This is a genomic window from Phenylobacterium sp. (genome assembly GCF_030654915.1).
Classification (GTDB): Bacteria; Pseudomonadota; Alphaproteobacteria; order Caulobacterales; family Caulobacteraceae; genus Phenylobacterium.
The window spans coordinates 1-7439 of sequence record NZ_JAURWM010000336.1 but is presented as its reverse complement, the minus strand read 5'-3'; the positions used below and the strand labels follow the sequence as shown (position 1 = coordinate 7439).

Sequence of the window (7439 nt, the reverse complement as noted above, 5' to 3'; positions counted from 1 at the left end):
GATGCAGGTCCTTAGAAGGACTTGCGGACGCTGACGTACCAGTAGCGGCTATAGGGCTGATAGAGTTCGCCCATGTAACCGTCGGAAGCCAACGGGGGCTTCTCGTCGGTCAGGTTGCGAACGCCGACGCGCAGGCGGGTGTTGGCCGCCAGGCCTTCGGTGAACTCGTACTGGCCGTACATGTTCGCCGTCAGTTGCGAATCGACCACCCAAGCGTCGCCTTCGGCGTCGAGCAGTGCGGTGTCCTCGACATCACCGATGTACTGGGTGAAGGCGCCCACGGTCCACTGATCGTAGGACCAGGTGGCCGAGGCCGACCACTTCCATTCCGGACGGCCGTTCTGACGGATCAGATCGCCGCCGCCGCCGATGAAGATGGACGGGTCGATCTTGCCGGCCGCTTGCGCGGCGATCAGCTCGGCCACGCCCGGGGAAGGCGAACGGTAGAACTTCATCAGGTGGGCGGCGTTGAAGTTGACGCTAAAGTCACCGTACTGCGTGCCACGCAGGCTCCACATCACGCCGATGTCCAGGCCGCGCGCCTCTTGCGGAAGCAGGTTCTGATACTGGTCGGCGATGTAGAGGATCTGACCGACCGGGGCCAGACCCGTGCCCTGGTAAGCGGCGATGTCGTCGGCGGTCGGCGCAGCGCGAACTACGTTTTCGAACGACGAACCGTTCAGGCGAGCCAGGTAGTCAGCTGTGATGGCGCTGGCGCCGCCGAACAGGCCGACGATGCCTTCCTGCTTCACGCGCCAGTAGTCGACGGTGAAGGTGAAGCGGCCGAAGTCGTCAGGGATGAAGTGCGGTTCATAGACCACGCCCAGACCCCAGGTTTCCGACTCTTCCGGCTTCAGCTCCGGATTGCCCGAACGGCGCTCCAGAGTCGAGGCGGTGGCGCAGGTCTGCAGGTTGGCGATACGCCCGGCGCGGCGGTCGGCCTCGCAGCGGTACCAGTCGCGGCGGTTGTTGGACCGCGTAACCAGGGTGGCGTTCACCTGCTCCAGGTTCGGAGCCTTGAAGCCTTGGGCCCAGGAGCCGCGGAAGCGCAGGCCGTCATAGACGTCCCAGGCCATGGCGACCTTCGGCTTGGCCACGTCGCCGACGTCGCTGAAGTTCTCGTAGCGTCCCGCGATCTGAGCTTCAAAGTTGTAGACGAACGGAATTTCCATTTCCGGCGAAACGACTGGGATGGCGAATTCCATATAGGCTGAGGTGACGTTACGCGCGCCCTTGGTGTCCGGCGAGGCGCTGGAACCGATCAGGTCGTTTTCGTAGGTCACGCCGGTGGCGTCGTTGGTGAACCTGATCGTCCCATCGAGGCGGGCGTCGCGGTCGTCCTTCTGGGTTTCGCGGCGGTATTCGAGACCGGCGGCGAAGCCGACATCGCCGGCGGGAACCGAGAACAGGTCGACCTTGGAGACCTTGAAGTCAGCCATGGACAGCGTGCTGGTGTTCTTGCGGACGGTCTTGACGCGGATCGCGTCGATCGCCGCCTGCGAGCTCGGGGTCCCGTCGCCGATGCTGGGGTTGCCCAGGGTGCCGCCGTTGAAGGGGTTGTAGGCGTCAGGGGTCGACAACTTCAGTTGGTTCTGGAGCAACGTCGCGCTGATGCCGTCCGAGGTGTCTTCGACTTGCGCTTTCGAATAGAGCAGCGCGCCTTCCCACTTGAAGCCGAACTTCTCGCCCTTCAGGCCGCCGAGGAAGCGCCATTGGCTGTTCTCGACGTCGACCCGGTTCGGACCCACATCGACGAAGTTGTAGGCGTTCATGGTCACCGAAGTGCCATTTGGGCCGAGGTTCAGGCCGGCGAGACGGTTCGGATTGACCTGGCCGTTGGCGAAGACCGCCTGGCCGAAGGGGTTGTAGTAGTTCGAGGCCGCGATCGAGATCGGTAGACCGCTCAGGTTGGTCGTCGAGGTCTGAACAGCGTGGGTCGTGGCCGTATAGTAGCCGACTTCGCCGAAGGCCCGCAGGTCGTCGGTGATGTCGTACTTGCCGGTCAGGAACAGATTGACGCGCTCCAACTCCGGCATGACCGACGGATTGAAGGTGCCGGCGGTGTCGAAGCGCAGGTTGCGGTCAGCGCCCGAGATCGTTGTTGGGCCAGTCGCGAGGCAAATGCCGTTCGGAAGGGCTGCGGCGCACGCGCCGTTGGTCGTCGGTTGGATGTGGAAAGCGCCGTTGGCGGAGGTCAGCGCAACGCCGTTTTGACGCACGGCGCCAACCGCCATCAGGCTGCCCCACGGCGTGGTGGTGGCGCGGTCGTCCAGCGTCGCATTGCCGGCATAGTCGGTGCCGGCGAACAGTGCAGTGCGGTCCACGGTGGACGTGAAGTCTTGGTCCCACGCCTTCAGAGCCGAACGGTTGGTGTAGTTGGCGAACAGGGTGACGTTGCCGCGACCCTCGTGGAAGTTCCGCCCCGCCTGCAGCGAGAACTCGCCTTCACGCAGGTTGGTGCCTTCGGCCGAGCCATACTGAGCTTCGAGCGTCAGGCCGTCGTAGTCGTCGCGCAGCACAGTGTTGATCACGCCGGCCACGGCGTCCGAGCCGTACAGCGCCGCGGCGCCGTCGCGCAGGACTTCCAAACGCTTGATGCCGCTGACCGGAATGGCGTTGGTGTTGTAGGTCAGCACCGGAACTTGGTTCTCGTCGGCGCGGCTGGTCGGGTGAGCCACGACGCGGCGGCCGTTCAGCAGGACCAGGGTGTTGCCGACGCCGAGGTTGCGCAGGTTCACCGATCCGACGTCGCCACGGGCGCTGTTGCTGGAGTTCGGCAGGAAGCTCGAGTTAAAGCTCACATCGCCCATCTGCGGGATGGAGCGGAACAGGTCGTCGCCCGAGGTGGCGGCCACGTTGTCGAGCTGGGCTTGGTCAACCACGGTGACGGGGAGAGCCGCCGTGACTTTCGAGCCTTCAATCTGCGAACCAACGACGATGATCTCTTCGACCATGTCGTCGGTGTCTTGAGCCGACGCGGCGCCGGCCCAGGAAGCGGCGCAAAGCGCGGAAGTCGCCAGCATGGCATGACGCCAAGACATACGAGAACGCATCAAGTCTTATCCCCTCAACTCATAAGTGTATGCATCGAGTGCCGCAGCTACATTTGCGCAGCCTCAAAGTTGACGCGACAAACACATGATCCTTGACGTCGCGTCACCTATTCCCTTGTTATACGAAGGGATATAACGCCGTTTGTGTCATTGCAGTCACTATGCTGACACGATCGAAGAATCGTACTGAAGACCAATCAACATAAACTTAGATGTGGCGCGCAACTGAACCGCGCCTCGCAACCCTCAGGTCGCGGCAAGAAGAGCTTACGCTTACTACCGTCCAGGTCGAGTGCGGCGCTCCATCCCGATGAGGAACAGAGCGCCGCGCAACCAGACCGGCCTAGTAGAAGGTGACGTTGTCGACCTCGGCCCACAGTTTCTGGCCGGCGGGCCGGCTACCGCCGATAGAGACTTCCAGCAGATCCTCGCCCGTCCAGGCGCCCTTGGCGCCGCCGCGTCCGGGCGCGGGCTTCAGGGCGGTGAACGGGACCTCGACCGCGCGCCACTCAGAGCCGCCTTCAATCTCCGAGATCCAGCGGCCGTTCAGGGTGTTGACGCCCAGCTCATAGGCGCCGTCGCCACGCACCTCGAACCGCACGCCCTTATAGGCTCGCGCATCGACCGGCTGCACTGAGCCGCGGGTCAGCGGAATGATCACCCCAGCGTTGGGATCGTCCTTGATCGACATCTTGGCGTCGATGCTGAGCGCGTGATCGGTCGCGGGGCGCGGGATGACCTGGGCCACCTGCACGCTGCGATCAATGCCGCCATCGGTGTCGTTGAGCCGCAGGGTGTCGAGGCTCGAGCGTTCCTTGCCGCCTTCGAAATCGTCGATTAAGGCGGCGACCTTCACAGCCGGCATGGCCTTCTGGCTATTGGCCAGCGGCAGCTTCACGCCCGGGCCGTGCACGAGCTTACCATCGACAAAGACCCGGTCGGTCTTGCGAACGTCGGAGATGTTGGTCCAGGGCGCGCCGGCGACCAGGACGAGGTCGGCGCGCTTACCCTTTTCGATGGTGCCACGGTCGTCCGACTCGCCCAGAGCCTTGGCGCTGTTGGCGGTGCCGACGATCAGCGCCTGGCTTGGCGTCAGCCCGGCCTGGACCAGCAATTCCAGCTCGCGCAGCGTCGAGACCCCGTGCGGAGTACCGGCCATGCCGGCGTCGGTGCCGAGCGCCACGACCACGCCGGCGTCGTGCAGCGCCTTGGTGTTGTGCAGGGCGTAGCCGAACTTGATCTCGCTGCGCTTCCTGGCCTCGGGAGTGGCCGCTGCGCCCTCCCCCTTGTTCGGATCGTAGACGGCCAGGGTCGGCGCATAGGCCGTGCCCGAGGCCTTGATCAGGTCGATGGTCTGCTGGTCGATCTCGCGATCCTGCAGGCTATGGGCGATGATATCGACCTTGGCGCGCGCCGCGGCGCGGCCGCGCTCGACCGTCACGGTATGAGTCAGCACCTTGATGTTGTTGCGGTGCGCTTCATCGACCAGCGCGGTGAGCGTGCCCTCGTCCATGCTGGTGTTGTCGGCCGAGGCGCCATAGCGCCAACCGTCGGTGAACGCCTTGATGAAGTCCGGCTTGTAGGGAACCAGCGCCTTGACCTCGGTCCGCGCGGCCTGCGGGGTGCTCACCCACTTTGTGGTGGCGGTGTCGGCCCAGTCGGCGCCGTGGCCGCCCGGCGTGCTCATCCGGGCGACGAAGTTCACGTGCGGCGAGGCCATGGTCCCGATCCACTGGCGACGCGGAGCGAAGGACTCCGGCTGCTGGTGGAAATCGTTCACCGTGGTGACGCCGGCGGCGATGTAGGCGTTGGCGATCTCCGGCGAGATGCGCGGATCGCCGGCAGGAGTCCAATGGGTGTGGACGTCGAAGAAGCCCGGCAGCAGGGCCTTGCCCTTGGCGTTGATCACGGTCGCGCCGCGCGGGGCCTTCACGCCCGGCCCGACCTCGGCGATGCGGCCGTCCTTGATCACGACATTGGCCAGATGCGGCGCGGCGCCGGTGGCGTCGAACACGGTGGCGCCCATAATGGCGACCGCCCGACCTTCGGCGTGGGCCACGCCCGCGATCGTCAGAAACCCGCCGGCCGCCAGGGCCCCGGCCACGCGCCAACCGTCTTTCACTAAGCTCAAGGAAGCCCCCGACACATCTGTTCTGAATTGAGCGGAAAGGCGACCCGGCCGCTTCCCAGGCCCGTGCATACTTCGCTAGAGGGACAAAAAGCCAAACCTAACGGCGTTCACGGGGAAATTTCACCGCCCAGCGTGGCGGGCGGCCCCTCGATCGACCAACTGATCCCTTGAGCGCGACAATTCAGGGTCTTCATTTGAACGAAACGCGGGGCCATGTAGCTTGGGCGGCGAACCTCCCTCCTGGCGAACTCCCTCCATGAAGCAATTCCTCATCACCACGGCCGGTGTCTTCGCAGGCTTGGTGCTTTTCCTGATCGGCGTGCCGTTCCTGCTGATCGTCATGGCAGCGAGCGCTGCCAAGCCGGCGCCGACGCCAAGCCATGCGGTGTTGGAGCTGGATCTTCGCGATCCGCTGACCGACCAGGATCCGATCAATCCGTTCGCTTCACTCGGTCGACGCTCGATGTCGGTGATGTCGGTGATCGAGACCCTCGACCGGGCGGGCAAAGACGGGAAGGTCAAGGGTCTGCTGGTCCGTCTGCCCGAGGGCGGCATGGCCCCGGCCTCGGCCGATGAAATTCGACTGGCGCTGAAGAAATTCCGCGCCGCCGGCAAGCCGGTGTTCGCCCACAGCCAGGGCCTCTACCCCTCCGGCGTGGTGACCTCGACCTACATGCTGGGCGCGTCGGCCGACGAGCTCTGGATGCAGCCGGGCGCATCTTTCCAGGCGGTGGGCATCGCCAGCGAGGACGTGTTCCTCAAGCGCGCCTTCGACAAGTACGGCGTCAAGGCCAACTACGAGCAGCGCTACGAGTACAAGAACGCCGTCAATCCCTACCTCTACAGCGACTACACGCCCGCGCACCGCGAAGCCCAGCTCTCCTGGATGGGATCGGTCTACGGCACGGCGATCTCGAACGCGGCGACCGACCGCAAGCAGACGCCCGAGGCGCTGCGCACCAACCTGGAAGCTGGCCCCTATCTGGCCGAGGAAGCCCTGAAGCTGCGGCTGATCGACAAGGTCGGGCAGGTCAAGGAGGTCGAGAACGCGGCGCTGGCCAAGGCCGGCAAAAACGCCGAACTCGTCGGGTTCGAGAAGTACATGCGCGCCAGCCGTGACCGGATCCCCAAAACCGGCCCGGCCATCGCCATCGTGGAAGGCGAAGGCGCGATCGTCACCGGGCACGACGGGTCAACCAACCCGTTCTCCGCATCCTCGTCGATGTATTCCGACGACATCTCCGAGGCCCTGTACGACGCCATCGAGGACAAGGACGTGAAGGCCATCGTCTTCCGCGTCTCCTCGCCCGGCGGCTCGGACACCGCATCGGAACAGATCTTGGCCGCCGTGCGCGCGGCCAAGGCCGCCAAGAAGCCAGTCGTGGTCTCCATGGGCACCTACGCGGCGTCTGGCGGCTACTGGGTATCGAGCGAGGCCTCGGCCATCGTCGCCCACCCGACCACCCTGACCGGTTCCATCGGGGTGTTCGGCGGCAAGTTCGCGGTCGGAGAGGCGCTGGCGCGTTTCGGCGTCGACATGCGCCAGATCGGGGTGGGCGGCGAATATGCCGGCGCCTTCGGCACGGCCAGTCCGATGACGCCCGCGCAGCAGGCGGCCTTCGCCGGCTGGATGGACCGCATCTATGACAACTTCATCGCCCGCGTCGCGACCGGCCGGAGTCTGCCACCCGAACGCGTGCGCGAGATCGCCAAGGGCCGAGTCTGGACCGGCGCTCAAGGCCGCGAGATCGGGCTCGTCGACGAGGTCGGCGGCTTCTATCAGGCGGTCGATAAGGCAAAGGCGCTGGCCGGCGTGAAGGGGGAGGTGCACCTCAAGCGCATGACCACCCAGACCTCGCCGTTCGAGGCGCTGGAAAGCGTGCTGGGCATCTCGGCCAACTCGGTTCGGACCTTGGCGGCCGCGGCCTGGATCATGGGCGATCCGCGCGCTCAAGGCATGCTGGACGAAATGGCCCAGGAGCGGCTGCGCAGCGGCGGCGCCATGGTCCTGGCCCCTACCCCCGTGAAGTAAACCCCGTGAGCGTTGACCATCGGACGGCCTATGAGCTGCTAGCGCGGGGGGAAGTCGAAGGCGCCCTCGGCCTGACGGCGCCCGAGACCCGGCTGGTCCTGGCCCGCGCGCTTCAGGAGCAGCGGCGGTTCGATGACGCTGAGCAGGCGTTCGTCTCCGCGCTCGACGCACGCCCTGAGTACGAAGAAGCCCATCGGGAGCTCGCCCAGCTTGTCTGGATGCG

The 7439-nt window shown here is 65.3% G+C and carries 4 protein-coding genes; 2 read left to right on the top strand and 2 right to left on the bottom strand.

From position 1 onward, the window contains the following. Positions 1-11: 11 nt before the first annotated feature. A complete protein-coding gene (locus Q7T84_RS17500; RefSeq protein ID WP_304811391.1) occupies positions 12-3023 on the bottom strand; it encodes a TonB-dependent siderophore receptor in 3012 nt (1003 codons plus the stop codon). 373 nt (positions 3024-3396) lie between these two features. Then, the gene (locus Q7T84_RS17495; RefSeq protein ID WP_304811393.1) at positions 3397-5175 is read right to left on the bottom strand and encodes an amidohydrolase family protein; all 1779 of its coding nucleotides are present in this window, start codon (positions 5173-5175) and stop codon (positions 3397-3399) included. A 265-nt stretch (positions 5176-5440) separates the two neighbouring features. Between Q7T84_RS17495 and sppA the strand changes: the two genes are divergently transcribed. Together sppA and Q7T84_RS17485 are read left to right on the top strand one after the other, a co-directional pair. Beyond that, positions 5441-7216, top strand: a complete 1776-nt coding sequence (sppA, locus tag Q7T84_RS17490) for a signal peptide peptidase SppA (protein WP_304811389.1) — start codon at positions 5441-5443, stop codon at positions 7214-7216. A gap of 5 nt (positions 7217-7221) precedes the next feature. Continuing rightward, positions 7222-7439, top strand: a 218-nt coding sequence (locus tag Q7T84_RS17485) for a tetratricopeptide repeat protein (RefSeq protein WP_304811387.1), incomplete at its 3' end; no start/stop codon positions are given.